The organism is Actinomadura verrucosospora, assembly GCF_039540335.1.
GTDB classification, from domain to species: domain Bacteria; phylum Actinomycetota; class Actinomycetes; order Streptosporangiales; family Streptosporangiaceae; genus Spirillospora; species Spirillospora verrucosospora.
The window spans coordinates 136634-153193 of record NZ_BAABEV010000002.1 but is presented as its reverse complement, the minus strand read 5'-3'; the positions used below and the strand labels follow the sequence as shown (position 1 = coordinate 153193).

Annotated in this window: 19 protein-coding genes; 9 read left to right on the top strand and 10 right to left on the bottom strand. The window is 75.2% G+C overall.

Features of this window, described 5'->3' with window-relative positions; genetic code table 11:
• Positions 1–15: 15 nt before the first annotated feature.
• Positions 16–486, bottom strand: coding sequence for a CBS domain-containing protein (locus ABD944_RS03105; RefSeq protein WP_345172136.1), 471 nt, complete (start codon positions 484–486; stop codon positions 16–18).
• Positions 487–523: 37 nt separating this feature from the next.
• Positions 524–790, bottom strand: a complete 267-nt coding sequence (locus ABD944_RS03100) for a histidine kinase (RefSeq protein WP_345172134.1) — start codon at positions 788–790, stop codon at positions 524–526.
• 227 nt (positions 791–1017) lie between these two features.
• Between ABD944_RS03100 and ABD944_RS03095 the strand changes: the two genes are divergently transcribed.
• Positions 1018–1956: a universal stress protein gene (locus ABD944_RS03095; protein ID WP_345172132.1), complete on the top strand. Its 939-nt coding sequence runs from the start codon at positions 1018–1020 to the stop codon at positions 1954–1956.
• Between the two features lie 57 nt (positions 1957–2013).
• On the top strand, positions 2014–2388 hold the full coding sequence (locus ABD944_RS03090) for a CBS domain-containing protein (RefSeq protein ID WP_345172130.1): 375 nt from the start codon (positions 2014–2016) through the stop codon (positions 2386–2388).
• 64 nt (positions 2389–2452) lie between these two features.
• Here ABD944_RS03090 and ABD944_RS03085 read toward each other — a convergent pair whose 3' ends face one another.
• The 7 genes from ABD944_RS03085 to ABD944_RS03055 form a co-directional block, all read right to left on the bottom strand.
• Positions 2453–3094 (bottom strand): phosphoribosyltransferase, encoded by a 642-nt coding sequence (locus ABD944_RS03085; protein ID WP_345172128.1) that lies wholly within the window; start codon positions 3092–3094, stop codon positions 2453–2455.
• Between the two features lie 116 nt (positions 3095–3210).
• Entirely contained in the window at positions 3211–3453 is a 243-nt protein-coding gene (locus ABD944_RS03080; protein ID WP_345172126.1) for an acyl carrier protein, read from the bottom strand.
• Positions 3450–4775: a dihydrolipoamide acetyltransferase family protein gene (locus tag ABD944_RS03075; RefSeq protein WP_345172123.1), complete on the bottom strand. Its 1326-nt coding sequence runs from the start codon at positions 4773–4775 to the stop codon at positions 3450–3452. The genes ABD944_RS03080 and ABD944_RS03075 overlap by 4 nt, the downstream gene beginning before the upstream one ends.
• Positions 4768–5793, bottom strand: coding sequence for an alpha-ketoacid dehydrogenase subunit beta (locus ABD944_RS03070; protein WP_345172121.1), 1026 nt, complete (start codon positions 5791–5793; stop codon positions 4768–4770). The genes ABD944_RS03075 and ABD944_RS03070 overlap by 8 nt, the downstream gene beginning before the upstream one ends.
• Positions 5790–6824, bottom strand: coding sequence for a pyruvate dehydrogenase (acetyl-transferring) E1 component subunit alpha (pdhA, locus tag ABD944_RS03065; protein ID WP_345172119.1), 1035 nt, complete (start codon positions 6822–6824; stop codon positions 5790–5792). The genes ABD944_RS03070 and pdhA overlap by 4 nt, the downstream gene beginning before the upstream one ends.
• Entirely contained in the window at positions 6821–8596 is a 1776-nt protein-coding gene (acsA, locus tag ABD944_RS03060; RefSeq protein ID WP_345172117.1) for an acetate--CoA ligase, read from the bottom strand. The genes pdhA and acsA overlap by 4 nt, the downstream gene beginning before the upstream one ends.
• 40 nt (positions 8597–8636) lie before the next feature.
• Positions 8637–8888, bottom strand: a complete 252-nt coding sequence (locus ABD944_RS03055; protein WP_345172115.1) for a DUF1876 domain-containing protein — start codon at positions 8886–8888, stop codon at positions 8637–8639.
• A gap of 209 nt (positions 8889–9097) precedes the next feature.
• Here ABD944_RS03055 and ABD944_RS03050 point away from each other — a divergent pair, with 209 nt between their 5' ends.
• Positions 9098–10450: a nicotinate phosphoribosyltransferase gene (locus ABD944_RS03050; RefSeq protein ID WP_345172114.1), complete on the top strand. Its 1353-nt coding sequence runs from the start codon at positions 9098–9100 to the stop codon at positions 10448–10450.
• Positions 10451–10471: 21 nt separating this feature from the next.
• Here the strand turns inward: ABD944_RS03050 and ABD944_RS03045 are convergent, their stop codons facing one another.
• Positions 10472–11323, bottom strand: coding sequence for a universal stress protein (locus ABD944_RS03045; RefSeq protein WP_345172112.1), 852 nt, complete (start codon positions 11321–11323; stop codon positions 10472–10474).
• Positions 11324–11500: 177 nt separating this feature from the next.
• Here ABD944_RS03045 and ABD944_RS03040 point away from each other — a divergent pair, with 177 nt between their 5' ends.
• From ABD944_RS03040 to ABD944_RS03015, 6 genes are read left to right on the top strand one after another with little or no spacing between them, the layout of a single operon-like run.
• On the top strand, positions 11501–11983 hold the full coding sequence (locus tag ABD944_RS03040; RefSeq protein ID WP_345172110.1) for a cyclic nucleotide-binding domain-containing protein: 483 nt from the start codon (positions 11501–11503) through the stop codon (positions 11981–11983).
• A complete protein-coding gene (locus tag ABD944_RS03035) occupies positions 11980–12831 on the top strand; it encodes an FAD/NAD(P)-binding protein (protein ID WP_345172108.1) in 852 nt (283 codons plus the stop codon). The genes ABD944_RS03040 and ABD944_RS03035 overlap by 4 nt, the downstream gene beginning before the upstream one ends.
• Before the next feature lie 3 nt (positions 12832–12834).
• A complete protein-coding gene (locus ABD944_RS03030) occupies positions 12835–13623 on the top strand; it encodes an NADH-quinone oxidoreductase subunit B family protein (protein WP_345172106.1) in 789 nt (262 codons plus the stop codon).
• A complete protein-coding gene (locus ABD944_RS03025) occupies positions 13607–14902 on the top strand; it encodes a Ni/Fe hydrogenase subunit alpha (protein ID WP_345172104.1) in 1296 nt (431 codons plus the stop codon). Before ABD944_RS03030 ends, ABD944_RS03025 begins: the two co-directional genes overlap by 17 nt.
• On the top strand, positions 14899–15363 hold the full coding sequence (locus ABD944_RS03020; protein ID WP_345172102.1) for a hydrogenase maturation protease: 465 nt from the start codon (positions 14899–14901) through the stop codon (positions 15361–15363). Before ABD944_RS03025 ends, ABD944_RS03020 begins: the two co-directional genes overlap by 4 nt.
• Positions 15360–16532: a 4Fe-4S dicluster domain-containing protein gene (locus tag ABD944_RS03015; RefSeq protein WP_345172100.1), complete on the top strand. Its 1173-nt coding sequence runs from the start codon at positions 15360–15362 to the stop codon at positions 16530–16532. The genes ABD944_RS03020 and ABD944_RS03015 overlap by 4 nt, the downstream gene beginning before the upstream one ends.
• The last annotated feature ends 28 nt before the right edge of the window (positions 16533–16560 follow it).

Sequence of the window (16560 nt, the reverse complement as noted above, 5' to 3'; positions counted from 1 at the left end):
GGCGGGGCCTCCGGCTCAGCTCGGCGGCCGCTCGGGCAGGAGCCGGTCGAGGAGGTGGGCGACGGTGATGACGCCGATCATCGGCGCGTCGGTGCGGTCGGCCTCGCCGCTCACCGCGACGACGGGGCTGCGGTCGGCCGCCATGACGCTGGCGATCTCCATGACGGTGGCGTCGGCGTCGACGACGGGCAGCGCCTTGCGCTCCTCGCCGAGCAGATCGGCGACGCTCTTCTCGCCGAGCCGGGCGCACAGCATGTCGGCGTGCCGCTCGTCGTAGACCCGGGCCAGGGCGGGGTCGTCGCGGACGTGCGGGGGGATGATGGACCGCAGCAGCTGGGAGGCGGGGATCACCGCGACGGGCCGGCGGCCGGGGTCGACCACGATCAGCCCGGCGAGCCGGTGCTCGGCCACCAGCCGCGCCGCGTCCAGCGCACCGCTGTCCGGCGTGACGATCGGGTATTCGACGGCGAGGTCTCGTGCGCGCACCGCTCCAACGTAACCGACCGCCGGGCGGGGCGCGGGTTCAGCGGTCGGCGGCGTCCCGGTCCCGGGCGGCGGCGTGGAGGTCGAAGACGACGCGGCGCAGGTCGTCGATGGTGTCGTCCAGTCCGGTCAGGGCCGCCCGGACGCGCCGGGTGGCGTGGGGGTCCTGGATGCGGGCCAGGGCGGCGTGCAGTTCCAGGCCGATGCCGAACAGGCGACGGGTGATCTCGTCGGCCAGGTCGCGGGCGAGGCGCTGCGCGTCACTCGATTCGTGGTCGCGCCTGAGCGCGGGCGATGGATGGGTCATCCCTCCGCCCTCTGCACGGGGAACAAACGGTACAAACAAGGTCATTCCCCGGAGCGCACGCCGAGCCACGCCCGCGAGGTAGGGATTTGCGGGCACTTTGTCGATTCTGTCCGCATTCCTGCCCCGGTCCCAGGGCCGAAGGTCCCTCGAACCGGGGACAGCGGCCCCTGCCTGCGCCTTTCCGCCCGGGGGAAGGCTGGACACACCGACAGGGGGAGGGATCGGCCATGAACGATCACGAGAGGACGGGCGCCGTCCTGGTCGGGTACGACGGGTCGCCCGCCGCCGACCAGGCGCTGCGGTGGGGGGTGCGGGAGGCGCGGTTCCGCCGCCTGCCCCTCACGGTCTGCCATGCCTGGCACTGGCCCTATCCGCTGCGCCAGCCGGACAACGACACGCTGGAGGTCCTGCGCGGCGCGGGCGCGATCGTGGCGGACGACGGCGTGCGCAAGGCCCACGCCCTCGCCGAGGGCCTGGACGTCCGCTGGCGCCTGGAGCGGGGATGGGCCTCCGCCGTTCTGCTGGAGGCGTCGCGCGACGCCTCCCTCGTCGTGCTCGGCTCGCGGGGGCACGGCGGGTTCGAGGGCCTGTCGGTCGGCTCCACCGCGGTCCAGGTGGCGTCCCATGCCGACCGCCCGGTCGTCGTCGTCGGGCCGGACCTTCCGTCCGCCCCCCGGGGCCGTGAGCGGCTGGTGGTGGGCGTGGACGGCTCGACGGGCGGCGAGTCGGCCATCGGCTTCGCCTTCGAGGAGGCCGCGCTGCGCGACGCCTCGGTGACGGCGGTGTGCAGCTGGTGGGACCCGGCCGCGTTCCGCGGGCCGGACCGCGTCCCCTTCAGCGACCCCCAACTGATCAGGCGCGAGGCGATGGTGCGGTTCGAGGAGGACCTCGCGCTCTGGCGGAGCCGGTTCCCGCAGGTGCCGCTGGAGAGCGAGTTCGTGGTCGACACTCCGCGGCAGGCCCTGATCGGCGCCGCCCGCGGCGCGGCGCTGCTGGTCCTGGGCGCGCGCGGGATCGGCTCGGGGCCCCAGACGCTCCTGGGTCCGGTGACCCAGGCCGCGCTGCAGGAGGCGCTCTGCCCGGTGGCGGTGGTGCCCGCCCGGGGAACCGGGCGGCGCGGAACCGAGGCGGCCGCGGGGGCCTCGGCGCGCGGCGGGACGGGCTGAGGAGCGCGCGGGCGTCCGCCCGGACGCCTGGAGCCACCGATCCAACGGGGAGGGAACATGCTGGTCAGCAACGTTTACCGGCCGACGGTCTTCGCCTGCCGGGCCGACGAGCCGCTCGCCGACGTCGCGCGGCGGATGATCGAGAGGAAGGTCGGCGCGCTGGCGGTGCTCGACGGGGAGCGGGTCGCCGGGATCATCACCGAGCGCGACCTGGCCGGGGCCCTCGCCTCGTCGGCCGACCCGGCGTCCGAGGAGGCGGCGGGGTACGCCTCGGCGCACGTCGAGACCGCCGCCCTGGACGAGGACGCGCGGGACGTCGCGCGACGGATGCTGGAGGCGGGCATCCGCCACCTGCCGGTGGACGATCACGGTCGGCTGGTGGGGATGGTCTCGATGCGCGACCTGCTCGCGCTGGAGACCTGGGCGGCCTGAGACCCGTGGGGCCCGCCGGGCGGGCGACCGTCGGGCGGGCCGCGCGACGAGCACCGGGGCGGGCTCACGCGGTGCGCTCGGACGCCCGTTCGAGCAGCCGGCCGACCTCGATCTCGGAGACCGGCGGGAAGTCCAGGTAGAAGTCGCTCGCGGTGACGAAGAACGTCGGCGAGAGCGGGCACACCACCTCCTCGGCGACGGTCCACAGATGGTCGACGGTGGCGGGCGACGCCGTGGGCACGGCGAAGACGACCCGCCCGGCCCCCCGCGCCCGGGCGTCGCGGCACGCGGCCTCGGCGACGAGGCGGCAGGCCGCGCCGTCGTCGACCACGATGGCGTCCTGGCCGGCCAGCGGGAGGCTCTGGCGCCGCCCGCGCAGCCGGAGCCCGAGGGCCCGCGCCTCGACGCGGGCGTCCCGCTCCAGTTCCCTCAGATGCGCCTCCCCGGCCCCCGCCCGCCGGGCGGCCTCCTCGTCCAGGACGCGCGCCGGCCCCTCCGCGACCGCGCCCACCAGGACGCGGGGCGGCCCCGGGACGACGAGCTCGCGCACGACGAGCACGTCGAGCGCGCACCCGAGCCGCGCGGCGGTCTCGGCCGCCACCGGGACGCCGCCACCGTGCAGGCCGAGGATCCGGACGTCCCCACCCGTGTAGCGCCTCAGGTTGGCGACGAGTTGCCGTCCCGCGTCCTGCCGATCGGAGTACATCGCCCCACCTCGCTCACTGGCCTTCCCTCCACCAGGATCCGGAGAGGGCGTACGGCGTTCCAGTGCGCATCGGCCCTCCCCCGGACCGACCTTCGTCCCCGCCTCCCCCCGCGTGATCAGGTTCGGCGGGCGAGATAGGCGACGCAGCCGTCCAGGGTGGCCAGCTCCGCGTAGTCGTCCTCGTCGATGCGCAGGCCCGAGCCGTCGCTCAGCCCCTCGACGAAGCCGAGGAAGTCGAGCGAGTCGAGGCCGAGGTCCTCGCGCAGATCGGCGTCCCCGCCGACCGTCGCGGCGTCGACGTCGGGTGCCGCCTTCTCCAGCGAGCGGGCAGCCAGATCGCGTGCCTCTCGGGGTGTCATAGCTCCTCCGGGCTCTGCAGCAGCCGGTCCACGGCCTCCAGCAGGCGCGCGCCGGTGTGGCCGTCGGTGGCCCGGTGGTCGGCGGCCAGGGTCGCGGTGACCACCGGGCGGACGCCCAGCAGCCCGTCCACCGCCCACGGCCGCCGGACGATCCCGCCGAAGCCGAGCAGGGCCACCTGCGGCGGGAAGACGACGCCGGTCACCGACTCCACGCCCCGGTCGCCCAGATCGGTGACGGTGATCGTGGCGTCGCCCAGCTCGGAGCCGCGCAGCCGACCCGTCCGGGCGCGGACGAGCATCTCCTTCAGGGCGGCCATCAGGTCGTCCAGGGAAAGCTCGTCGGCGCCGCGCAGGGTGGGGGTCACCAGTCCGCCGCCGCGCAGCGCCGTGACGATCCCGACGTGGACGCCGTCTCCCTGGACGAACGCCCCGTCGAGCCAGTGCCCGTTGAGCTCGGGCACCTCGCGGGCCGCGAGCGCGCTCGCCCTGAGCAGCAGCGCGGCCGGGAGGAGGCGCCCCGCCACCGGGAGCTCGCGGTTGCGCGCCCGGAGCCAGGCCGTCGCGGCGTCCATGTCGATGGTGGTGCCGAGGTAGTAGTGCGGGATCTCGCGCTTGCTGCGGGCCATCAGCTCGCCGATCGCCCGCCGCATCGCGGCCTGCTTGTCCGCCGCCGCGCGCCGGGGAGCCGCCGCCCTCCGGCGCGGCTCGGCGGGCGCCCGCGGTGTCCGGGCGACGGCGCGGACGTCGTCGGGCTGGACGGCGTCGCGGGCCCCGGAGCCGCGCACCCGGCCCAGGTCGACGCCGAGTTCGCCGGCGAGCCGGCGGGCCAGGGGCGAGACCCTCGGACGGGACGCCGGGCGGGTGGCCCTCTCCACGTCCGCGCGGACGATCCTGCCGTCGTGGCCCGTGCCGTGCACCGAGTCCAGGTCGACGCCCCGCTCCTCGGCCAGCCGCCGGACGAGCGGTGTCGCCGCGGGCCGGTGCTCGGGGGCGCGGCCGGCCTCCTCGCGCTGCGGCGCCGGGGGCCCCGCGGGGGCGGACGACTCCGGCTCGGGCGCCGCGGGGCGGGACGGCTCCGGCGCGGCCGCCGGCGAGGTCAGGCGGGCGAGCGGGGCGCCGACCGGGACGCTGGTCCCGGGCCGGACGAGGAGCGCGTCGACCACGCCGTCGTCGAAGCACTCGACCTCGATGTCGGCCTTGTCGGTCTCGACGACGGCGACGGTGTCGCCCCTGCGGACCCGGTCCCCGGGCTCGACCAGCCATTCGGTGAGGGTGCCGCGGTCCATGTCGGCGCCGAGCGAGGGCATCGTGAAGTCAGGCATCGCCGCTCACCGCCCGCCGCGCGGCGGAGACGACGTCGTCCGGCTGGGGCAGCGCCGCCTCCTCCAGGTGCCGGGGGTAGGGGATCGGGATCTCGGCGCCGCACACGCGGGCGACCGGCGCGTCGAGCTCGTAGAACACCTGCTCGGTGATGCGGGCGCTGATCTCCGCGGAGAGGCTGCCCGACCGCCACGCCTCGTCCACGATCACGGCGCGGTGGGTGCGGCGGACCGAGTCCATGATCGTGGCGTCGTCCAGCGGGCGCAGCGACCGCAGGTCGACGACGTCGGCCTCGACGCCCTCGGAGGCGAGCCGCCCGGCGGCCTCCAGGGCCGTGCGCAGGGTCCCGCCATAAGTGATCAGGCTGACGTCCGAGCCGGACCGGCGCACCGCGGCGCGGTCGATGTCCACCGCCCCGGCGTCCGGCGGCAGCTCGCCGGACACGGTGTACAGGGACCCGTGCTCGAAGATCAGGACGGGGTCGGGGTCCCGCAGGGCGGTCCACAGCATGCCGCGGGCGTCCTCCAGGGTCGCGGGGGCGACGATCCGCAGGCCGGGGATGTGGGTGTACCAGCCTTCGAGGCTGTGCGAGTGCTGGGCGGCCAGCTGCCGGCCCGCCCCGGTCGTCATCCGGATCACCAGGGGGACGCCGAACTGCCCGCCGGACATGTGGGACAGCGTCGCGGCGTTGTTGAGGATCTGGTCGAGCGCGAGCAGGCTGAAGTTGACCGTCATGATCTCCACGACGGGGCGCATCCCGGCGAGGGCCGCGCCGATGCCCGCCCCGACGAACGCCGACTCCGACAGGGGCGTGTCGCGGATCCGCTCGGGGCCGAAGTCCTCCAGCAGGCCGAGGCTGACGGCGAAGCAGCCGCCGTAGCGCCCGACGTCCTCGCCCATCAGGAACACGCGCTCGTCTCTCGCGAGCGCCTCGCGCAGAGCCTCCCGCACGGCCTCGCGATAGGTGACGGGGCCTTCGGCGGACGCGTGGGCGGCGGAGGCCGTCCGGGTGGTGGTCATGGCCGCACCGCCCTCTCGGAGTAGACGAAGCGGGTCAGGTCGGCGACCGGTTCCAGCGGCGCGTCCCTCGCCGCCTCCACGGCGCCGTCGATCTCGGCGGCGATCTCCTTCTCCATCGCGGTGAGGTCCTCGTCGCCGAGGACGCCGTCGGCGCGCAGCCGGGCGGCGAGGGCGTCGATCGGGTCGTGGCGCCGCCACTCCTCGATCTCGGTCCTGGCGCGGTACCGGTCCGGGTCGTACATCGAGTGGGCCCGGTACCGGTAGGTGCGCATCTCCAGGAAGTGGGGGCCGCCGCCCCAGCGCACCGACTCGGCCGCCCGCCGCGCGGCCGCCGAGACGGCGAGCACGTCCATGCCGTCCACGGCCCACGAGACCAGGCCGTAGGACGAGGCGCGCAGGGCCAGGTCGGTCTGGGCGTGCTCGCGGGCGAGCGCGGTGCCCATCGCGTACCGGTTGTTCTCGCAGACGAACAGGACCGGCAGCCGCCAGAGCGCGGCCAGGTTCAGGCACTCGTGGAACTCGCCCTCGGCGGCCGCCCCGTCCCCGAGGAAGCACGCCGTGACCTGGTCGGCGCCGCGCATCCGGTCGGCGAGCGCCAGCCCGACCGCGAGCGGCAGCCCGCCGGCCACGATGGCGTTGCCGCCGTAGAACCGGGTCGCCGCGTCGAACAGGTGCATCGAGCCGCCGCGGCCGCGGCTGCAGCCGGTGGTCCGGCCGAACATCTCCGCCATGACCGCCTCGGCCGGGATGCCGCGCGCGAGGGCGTGCCCGTGCTCGCGGTAGGTCGTGACGACGGCGTCCCGCGGCCCGAGCGCGGGCATCACCCCGGCGGCCACGGCCTCCTCGCCGATGTACAGGTGCATGAAACCGCGGATCTCGGCCGCGCTGTACAGCTCGACGCAGCGCTCCTCGAAGCGCCGGATGCGCAGCATCTCCCGCAGCAGGGCCCGGCGCTCCTCGTCCTCCGGCGCGGCATCGCTCCGGCCGGCCGCGGGGCCGGGCCCGGTCTCCGCCGTCTTCTTCCTGGTCATGGGCTCTGCTCCAGTGTCGACAGGTCCCCTTCGGGCAGGCCGAGCTCGCGCGCCTTCAGCAGGCGGCGCATCACCTTGCCGCTGCGGGTGTGCGGGAGGTGCGGGTCGAACGCGATCTCCTTGGGCGCCAGCGAGGCCAGCCGCCGGCGGCCGAACGCGACCAGCTCGCGGCGCGTCTCCTCGTTCGCCTCGTGGCCCGGGCGCAGGGTCACGAACGCCTTGACCACCTCCCCCGCGACCGGGTCCGGCCGGCCGATGACCCCCGCCTCGGCGACGGCCTCGTGCTCCATCAGCGCGCTCTCGACCTCGAACGGCCCGATGAGGTGCCCGGCCGACTTGATCACGTCGTCGGCGCGCGCGACGAACCAGTAGTAGCCGTCGGCGTCCCGGCGGGCGATGTCCCCGGTGAGGTACCACCCTCCGGCGAACGCCTCGGCGTAGCGCGCCTCGTCGTGCAGGTAGCCCCGGAACATCGACGGCCATCCGGGCCGGAGCGCGAGCTCGCCCTCGGCCTGCGGGCCGCGCGCCGCCGCCACCCGCCCGTCGGCCGACACCCGTGCGCGCCCGTCCGGGCCGCGCTCCAGCAGGGCGACCTCCACGCCGGGCACCGGACGTCCCATCGAGCCGGGCCTGATGTCCATGGACGCGTAGTTGCCGATCATGATCGCGCCGGTCTCGGTCTGCCACCAGTTGTCGTGGACGGGGAGGCCGAACGCCGTCACGCCCCACACGACGGCCTCGGGATTGAGCGGCTCCCCCACGCTGGCGACGAACCGCAGGGCGGACAGGTCACGGCCGCGCGCCGGCCCGGTCCCGTACCGCATCAGCATCCGCAGCGCGGTCGGCGCCGTGTACCAGACCGAGACCCGCTGCTCCTCCAGGATCCGGTACCAGCGCCGCACGTCGAACTCCGCGGCGTCCACCAGCAGCGTCGCGCCGTGGGTGAGCGGGGCGATGATCCCGTAGGAGGTGCCGGTGACCCAGCCGGGGTCGGCCGTGCACCAGAACACGTCCCCGCGCCGGAGGTCCAGCGCGTACGCGGCGGTCGCGTGATGCGCCACGACCGCCTCGTGGACGTGGACCGCGCCCTTGGGCGTCCCGGTGGTGCCGCTGGTGAAGTGCAGCAGCGCCATGTCCTCGGGGCCGGTCGGTGGGATCTCGAAGAACGGGTCGGCGCCGTCCATGGCCTCCCGGTACGAGACCGTTCCGGGCGGCGCGTCCGACCCGCCGACGACCAGCACGTGCCTCAGCCCCGGGAGCTCCCCCCGGATCTGCGCGATCTTCCTCGCGTACAGCTCGGGGCTGGTGACCAGCACCTTCCCGTCGCCGAGCCGGAGCCGGTCGCGGATCGGCTCCGGCCCGAACGCGGGGAACAGCGGCGCGAGGACGCTGGTGTTCTTCAGCGTCCCCAGCGCCGCGACGTAGAGCTCCGGAACGCGTCCCAGCAGGGAGAAGACCCGCTCCCCCTTGCGGACTCCGAGCGCGCGCAGCACGTTGGCGAACCGGGAGGTCTCCCCCCGCAGCCGCGCGTAGGTGAGTTCGGTGGTCTGGTCGTGCCGGTCCAGGCAGCGCAGCGCCACGCGGTCGGCGAGCGGCCCGTCGGCGTGCCGGTCGACCGCCTCGTGGGCGATGTTGAGGCCCCGGCCGCCCGGAAGGCCGTCCATCGCGGCGCGCGCCTCGTCCCAGCGGAAGCGGTCGTAGACCTTCCCGTAGTCGTCCAGGTTCGGCGGGAGGCCCGGGCGCCCGGCCTTGGTGATGGGTTCCCAGCCCATGCGGCTCACCTCGTCGAAGAAGACCGCGATCCCCCGGCGTTCACGCGCGTCCCGCGAGCTGGGCGATGTCCCTGTCCGCGACGCCGTGGAGGCGGCCGGCCAGATCGGCGAGCGCCCGGCTCACGGCGAGCTCGTCGCCGATCTCCGGAACCTCGCGGTCCGCCGGGTTGCGGCGCGCGTGCCCGCGCCCGGTGGTCCTCTTCTCGCCGCCGCTGAACAGGACCGCGTGCGCGACGGTGTCCATGCCCTCCTCGGTGATGTAGAGCTCGACGCTCCACTCCTTGGCCTTCATGACGAACCTCCTTCGCTCGGCCGTTCACCCTCCATCGTCGGAAGGCGGCCGGAGCGGCCCTAGGGGCGGAAGTCCCGAATCCGCTGATCAGACCGTCCGGAGGGACCTTCGGCCCCGGTCCGCGGGACCGATGGAGGCGCGCGGCCGCTCTGGCGCGGGGAAGGCTCGCCCCGAACAGCGGCGGATCGACGGGCGCGAGGACGGACCCCATGAGCGGCGGACTGCTGACCGACCTGTACGAGGTGACGATGGCGGCGAGCTACCTGCGCCGCGGCATGGCCGGGCCCGCGACGTTCAGCCTCTTCGTCCGGAAACTGCCCCGCGACCGCGGCTTCCTGATCGCCGCCGGGCTGGAGGACTGCCTGTCGTTCGTCGAGGACTACCGCTTCTCCCAGGAGGACCTCGACTACCTGGCGGTGGAGCAGGGGCTGGACGACGCCTCACTCCGCGCGTTCGAGCGCCTCCGGTTCACCGGAGAGGTCCGGGCGGTCCCCGAAGGGCGCGTCGTCTACCCGGGCGAACCCCTCCTGGAGGTCACCGCGCCGATCGCGGAGGCCCAGCTGGTGGAGACCGTGCTGCTCAACCACATCACGTTCCAGACAACGGTGGCCACGAAGGCCGCCCGCTCCGTGCGCGCGGCCGCCGGCGCGCGGGTCATCGACTTCTCCTTCCGCCGCACGCAGGGGGTGGACGCGGCGATGGCCGTCGCGCGGGCCTCCTACCTCGCCGGTTTCGCCGGCACCAGCAACGTCGAGGGGTCCCGGCGGTACGGCGTCCCGGCGACCGGCACGATGGCCCACTCCTACATCGAGGCCTTCCCCGGCGAGGGCGAGGCGTTCGCGGCCTTCGCCGCCGACTTCCCCGAGCGCACCACGCTCCTGGTCGACACCTACGACACGCTCGGCGGGGTCGCCGCTGCCATCCGCACGGCCCGCCGGGCGGGGCTGCCCTCCCTGGCGGGGATCCGGCTCGACTCCGGCGACCTCGGCGACCTGGCGGTCAGGGCCCGCTCGATGCTGGACGAGGCCGGCATGACCGGCACGCGGATCGTGGCCAGCGGCGGGCTGGACGAGTACCGGATCGCGGACCTGGCCGCGGCCGGCGCGCCGATCGACGTCTACGGGGTGGGGACGAGGATGGGCGTGTCCGCGGACGCCCCCTACCTCGACAGCGCCTACAAGCTCGTCGCCTACGAGGACCGCCCCGTGATGAAGCTGTCCACCGGCAAGATCACCGCCCCGTGCGCCAAGCAGGTCTACCGGGGCCCCGACGGCGACGTGGTCGCGCTCCGCGACGAGCCCGCTCCGGACGGCATGGAGCCGCTGCTCGTCCCCGTCATGGAGGCGGGACGCCGCCTCGCGGGCCCCGAGCCGCTCGAAGCCGTGCGCGCGAGGTGCGCCGCCGAGATCGCCGCCCTGCCCGACCGGATCACGCGGCTCCGCGCCCCCGAGACCCGTCCCGTCCGGCTGAGCACGCGCCTCCGGCGGGTTCGGGACCGGCTCTACGAGGAACTCGCCGCAGGGCATCGGGCCGCCGGCGAGGGTCCTCTCCAAGGACGGTGACCGCCGGACCAGGCCGGCGCCCTACCGGGGCCCGCCGACGACGGCCACCGGGCACTCGGCGTGGTGGATCACCCCGTGGCCGACGGAGCCGAGCCGGAACAGGCCCCAGCGGTGGGGGCGCGCGCCGACGACGACCAGATCCGCCGAGCGCGACACCCTGGTCATTTCAGACACCGGGTGCCCGACCAGGACGTCGTTGACCACGTCGACCAGCGGATACCTCTCGTGGAGGGGGGCGTAGGCCTCGATGACCCGCGCCCGCCGCTCGTCGTTGAGGCGCTCCTCGTCGAGGGCGTATCCGGCCTCTGCCATGTCCACGGAAAGCTGCCACGCGTGCACGACGCGCAGCCGCGCCCCGCGGACGGCGGCCGCGTCGAAGGCGTACCTGAGCGCCTCTCCCGGCTCCTCGGCGAGGTCGTGCCCGACGACGACCTCACCGCCGCCGCCGACGCCGCCGCGCACGATCACCAGCGGGACGGCGGTCCGCCCCGCCATGCGCAGGGCGACCGAGCCGAGCCGGAGCCCGGCGAAGCCGCCGTGCCCGCGGTGCCCGAGCACCAGCTCGAACGCCTTCTCCGCCTCCTCGCGCAGCGCGTCCGGCGTCGCGTTGACGGCCAGGGCGGTCGTCACCCGCAGCTCCGGCCTGCGCTCCAGGACGCGGCCCTCGGCCTCCAGCAGCACGGCGTGCCCGGCCGGCGAGGAGCGCTCGGACGGGACCGGCAGCTCGAACCGGCGGACCTGGTACGGCCAGATCTGCGCCGCGTGGACGATGTGCAGGGGCCGGTGCCGCAGCGCCGCCTCACCCGCCGCCCAGTCGACGGCGCGGGCCGCGGCGGCGGACCCGTCGGTCCCCACGACGATCGGTGCGGACATGGCTCCTCCGACGATCACACGCCCTCTCCCGGCCTCCCTCCAGCCTTCGCGGACGTGCCGGGCTCGGGACAGGGACCAAGGTCCGCCGCGCCGGGGACCTTCGGCGCCGCCGGTCCGCGCCTGATCTTGACCGTTCCCACGGTATGCGCATCCCGTCACCAGGGCAGGTCACGGCAGGTGGAGGCACGGAAAGGCGTCACGCCCGAAACGCTGGCGCGGGAGCGGTTCTTCTCCGGCATGCCCGAACGGCACCACGCCGCCCTGGCCGCCACGGCCCGGGCCGCGGACGTCCCGTCCGGGCATCGCTTCTTCGAGGAGGGCTGGGCCGCCGAGCACTTCTGGCTCCTGCGTTCCGGGACGGTCGCCCTCGACCTCCAGGTCCCCGGACGGGGCGCGGTGGTGGTGGAGACGCTCCCGGCCTCCTCGGTGCTGGGCTGGTCGTGGATGTTCCCTCCGCACGTGTGGAGGTTCGGCGCCGTCTCCACCGAGCCGGTGCGGAGCCTCCGGTTCGACGGGGCCGAGGTCCGGGAGCTGTGCGCCGCGGACCTGCGGCTCGGCTACGACCTGACCCTCCGGTTCGCCGCCGTGCTGCTGGACCGCCTCGAAGCCACCCGGGTCCGCGTCCTGGACCTGTACGCGCACCCGGAGCAGCGGGCGTGAGCCCGGCCGGCGCGGACGGCCCCATGGCTCCCGTCCCCTACCGCGTGACGGCCCGGCGCGCGGAGACCGCCGACACGGTGACGCTCAGGCTGGAGCCCGTCGCGGCGGCGCTCGCCGAGCCGGCGCCGGGCCAGTTCACGATGATGTACGCGTTCGGCGTGGGCGAGGCGCCGATCTCCGTCAGCCGCGTCGGGCCGGGCATGGGTTCCGAGTCCTCGCGGGCGCTGGAGCAGACGGTCCGCGCCGTCGGCGCCGTGACCCAGGCCGTGTGCGCGGCGCGGCCCGGCGAGGTCCTCGGGCTGCGGGGCCCGTTCGGGGCCGGCTGGGGGCTGGACGAGGCCCGCGGCCACGACCTGGTCGTGGCGGCGGGCGGCATAGGCCTGGCCCCGCTGCGGCCGGTGGTGCTGCGGGCCCTGGCCGACCGGGACGCCTTCGGCCGCATCGCCGTCCTGATCGGCGCCCGCACCCCCGGCGACCTGCTGTTCGGCGGGGAACTGGACGCCTGGCGGGCGCGCGGCGCCCAGGTCGAGGTCACGGTGGACCGGCCGGCCCCCGGCTGGAGCGGCCAGGTCGGCCTGGTCACGGCCCTGGCGGGCGCCGCGGACGTCGACCCGGCCCGGACCGCCGCCTTCGTCTGTGGACCGGAGATCATGATGCGCCTCACCGCGCGGGCGCTCACCGGGCTGGGGGTGCCCGCCGGGAACGTCCGGCTCTCCCTGGAGCGCAGCATGCGGTGCGGGGTCGGCTGGTGCGGGCACTGCCAGCTCGGCCCGCTGCTGGTCTGCCGGGACGGGCCGGTCGTGCCCTACCCGCGCGCCGCCGCGCTGATGACCGTCAGGGAGCTGTAGCCCATGGGACGACCGACGCTGGCCGTGTGGAAGTTCGCCTCCTGCGACGGCTGCCAGCTCACCCTCCTGGACTGCGAGGACGAGCTGCTCGCGCTCACGGGCGAGATCGAGATCGCGCACTTCCTGGAGGCGTCGAGCGCCGCCGGGGAGGGCCCCTACGACGTGTCGCTGGTGGAAGGGTCGATCACCACGCCCGCGGACCTGGACCGCGTCCGGCACGTGCGGGCGGTCTCGCGGAAGCTGGTCACGATCGGCGCGTGCGCGACCGCCGGGGGGATCCAGGCGCTGCGCGACTTCGCCGACGTGGAGGAGTTCGCCTCGCTCGTCTACGCGCGGCCCGAGTACGTCGCCACGCTCACGCGGTCCACGCCCATCGCCGCGCACGTCCCCGTGGACTTCGAGCTGCGGGGATGCCCGATCGACCGCCGCCAGCTCCTGGAGGTGCTCGCGGCGCACCTCGCCGGCCGCAAACCCGACGTGCCGTCCCACAGCGTCTGCTTCGAGTGCAAGATCCGCGGAAACGTCTGCGTGATGGTCGCCCGCGGCACCCCGTGCCTCGGCCCGATCACCCAGACGGGCTGCGGCGCGATCTGCCCGGCGTACGGGCGGGGCTGCTACGGCTGCTTCGGCCCCGCCCCCGCGTGGAGCGGGGGGCGGCCCAACACGCGCGGGCTGCTGCCCTGGCTCGACATGTCCGCGGACGAGGCGGACCGCGTGCTGTCCACCTTCAACGTCACCGCCTTCCGCGAGGAGGCCCCGGCCGGGGGAGGCGGCGATGACGCACCGCAATGAGAGGACGCTCGCCGTCGGGGCCCTCGCGCGGGTCGAGGGCGAGGGCGCCCTGTACGTCCGCGTGCGCGGCCCGGACGTCGAGGAGGTGCGGCTCGAAATCTACGAGCCGCCGCGCTTCTTCGAGGCCTTCCTGCGCGGCCGCGCCCACACCGAGCCGCCCGACATCACCGCCCGGATCTGCGGGATCTGCCCGGTCGCCTACCAGATGAGCGCCTGCCAGGCCGTCGAGGCCGCCTGCGGCGTGACCGTGGACCCGGCCATCGGCGAGCTGCGGCGCCTGCTCTACTGCGGTGAGTGGATCGAGAGCCACACCCTGCACATCTACCTGCTGCACGCACCGGACTTCCTCGGCTATCCCGGCGCGGTCGAACTGGCCCGCGACCACCGCGCCGCCGTGGAGCGGGGGCTGCGGTTGAAGAAGGCGGGGAACGCGCTCATGGAGTTCCTCGGCGGCCGCGCGATCCACCCGGTGAACGTCCGCGTCGGCGGGTTCTACCGGACCCCCGCGCCCACCGAGCTGGCACCGCTCGCGGAGACGCTGCGGCGGGCGCGCGACGACGCCCTGGCCACCGTGGAATGGGCGGCGGGCTTCGAGTTCCCCGAGTTCGACCACGGTCACGAGTTCCTCGCGCTGACGGCCGATCGCTACCCGCTGGAGCGCGGCACCGTCCGCGGCGGCACGGGGCGCTCCTTCCCCGCCGCCGAGTTCGAGCGCAACGTCGTCGAGGAGCAGGTCCCGCACTCGACCGCGCTGCACGCCCGCTTCGCCGACGGCGGCCGCTACCTGACCGGTCCCCTGGCCCGCTACGCCCTCAACCGCGACCGGCTGTCCCCGCTCGCCCTGGAGGCCGCCGACCGGGCCGGGCTCGGCCCGGAGTGCCGCAACCCGTTCCGCAGCATCCTGGTCCGGGCCGTCGAGGTCGTCTACGCCGTGGACGAGGCCCTGCGGCTCATCGCCGGCTACGAGCCGCCGTCCCGCCCGGCGGTGCCGGTGCCCCCGCGAGAGGGGACCGGTCACGGCGTCACCGAGGCTCCGCGCGGCCTGCTCTACCACCGCTACGACCTGGGCCCGGACGGGCTCATCAGGGCCGCCCGCATCGTCCCGCCGACGTCGCAGAACCAGGCCGCCATCGAGGACGACCTGCGCCGCTTCGTCGCGGCCCGCCTCCACCTCGACGACGAGGCCCTGACCCGCCGCTGCGAGCAGGCGATCCGCAACTACGACCCCTGCATCTCCTGCTCCACCCACTTCCTCGACCTGACCGTGGAGCGGTCGTGACCCTCGTGATCGGCGTCGGCAACGACTTCCGCCGCGACGACGGCGCCGGACCCGCCGTGGTCGCGGCGCTCCGCGGCCGCGTCGAGGCCGGGCTCGCCGTCACCGACGGCGAGCCCGCGAGGCTCGTCGCCCTGTGGGCGGGCGCCGACCTCGCGATCGTCGTGGACGCCGTGCGCGCCCATCCGCCCGCACCCGGCAGGGTCCGCGAACTGGACGCCGAGACCGCGGCGCTCGTCGCGCGGCCGGTCACCGACCACGCCCTCGGCCTCGGCGACGCCGTCGCGCTCGGGCGGGCCGTGGGCCAGATGCCCGCCCGTCTCCGCGTCCTCGCGATCGAGGGCGCCGACTTCGGGTTCGGCCAGGGCCTGACCCCGAGCGTCGCCGCCGCGGTCGGCGCGGTCGCCGACCGCCTGGCGGACGCGCTCACGATGGACGACCACGCAGGAAGGAAGAACGGATGACCGCTCCGACGAGCACGTCGAAGCCCGGCGGCCCCGCTGCGCTGGAGCTGAGGAGCCTCCGCCCGCTCTGCGAGGCGCTGCGGCGCGCGGGCTACACCGTCATCGGCCCGACCGTGCGCGACGACGCGATCGTCCTCGCCGAACTCGACTCGGCCGACCGCCTGCCCCACGGCTGGGGCGTCACGCTCAGCGCCGGCGCCTACCGGCTGCGGCGGCGGGAGGACGGCGCGGCCTTCGCGCACGCGGCCGGACCGCAGTCCTGGAAGCCGTTCCTGCACCGGTCGAAGGTCAAGCTCTGGGAGGCGGACCGGACCGGGGACGGGTTCGAGGTCCGGGACCACGCGCCAGAACCGGCCCGGCTCGCGCTGCTCGGCGTCCGGCCCTGCGATCTGCGCGCGATGGCGATCCAGGACCGCGTTCTCCTGGGCGGCCGCCATGTCGACCCCTCCTACCGGGCGCGGCGGCACGACAACTTCGTCATCGCCGTCAACTGCACAGAGCCCGGCGGGACGTGCTTCTGCGCCTCCATGGGCACCGGCCCTCAGGCGGGCCCCGGTTACGACCTCGCGCTCACCGAACTGGTCGGCGAGGGCGGCCCCCGCTACGTCGTCGACGTCGCGACCGAGGCGGGCGCCGCCCTGATCGACGGCCTGGACTGCGCCCCCGCCGAAGCCGCCGACGTCGACCGCGCCCGCGCCGAGGTGTCGGCGGCCGCCGGCCGGATGGGCCGGGAGATGCCCGCCGCGGGGCTGCGCGAGCTCCTGGCCGGGACCCTGGAGGCCGACCGCTGGGACGAGGTGGCCGAACGCTGCCTGAGCTGTGGAAACTGCACGATGGTATGCCCGACCTGCTTCTGCACGAGGGTCGCCGACACCACCGACCTGACCGGCGATCACGCCGAGCGCTGGCAGCTCTGGGACTCCTGCTTCGACCCGGACTTCACCCATCTGCACGGAGGCGACGTCCGGGCGTCCGCCAAGAGCCGCTACCGCCAGTGGCTGACCCACAAGCTCGGGACCTGGCACGACCAGTTCGGCTCCTCCGGCTGCGTGGGCTGCGGCCGGTGCATCGTCTGGTGCCCGGTCGGCATCGACCTGACCGTGGAGGTCGCGGCCCTGCGCACCGAGGCCGCCGGGGAGGGCCCGGGAGGCCCAAAGACCCAAAAATAGGAGCAATTCGCCTCTGACCGCCCAGCCG